Source organism: Vibrio sp. 10N.222.49.C9, from assembly GCF_041474985.1.
Taxonomy (GTDB): domain Bacteria; phylum Pseudomonadota; class Gammaproteobacteria; order Enterobacterales; family Vibrionaceae; genus Vibrio; species Vibrio crassostreae_C.
Genome location: NZ_JBFRVD010000701.1, coordinates 1 through 275 on the forward strand (window position 1 = coordinate 1; position 275 = coordinate 275).

The 275-nt window shown below is 46.2% G+C and carries 1 protein-coding gene; it reads right to left on the reverse strand.

Annotation, left to right across the window (positions count from 1 at the left end):
- Window positions 1-159: 159 nt before the first annotated feature.
- On the reverse strand, window positions 160-275 hold a 116-nt coding region (locus AB4585_RS25160; protein ID WP_372171489.1), incomplete at its 5' end, for a DUF1499 domain-containing protein.

The following is a 275-nucleotide window of genomic DNA, read 5'->3' on the forward strand; positions in this document are numbered from 1 at the left end:
GGATGGCAACTTCTTGTTCCATCGCGCCGATAATGCCGACTTTCATGAAAATCTCGCTCTGATCAATATAGCTATGTAGATAGAGCGAGATTGTAGCATAGGAGTTTTAGGGAGGAGAGATTTATACCAATCACACTGAGTATTTTAACCCGCTAGGTATTAAATCAATCCTGCTTGTTTCAGTGCCTCACGCAGTGCGTCAGCACGTTTGCGGTTTACCCCAAAATCCGAGTGCCCAGTGCGAGATTCCGAGCGAACGATCAGCGTGTTACCAT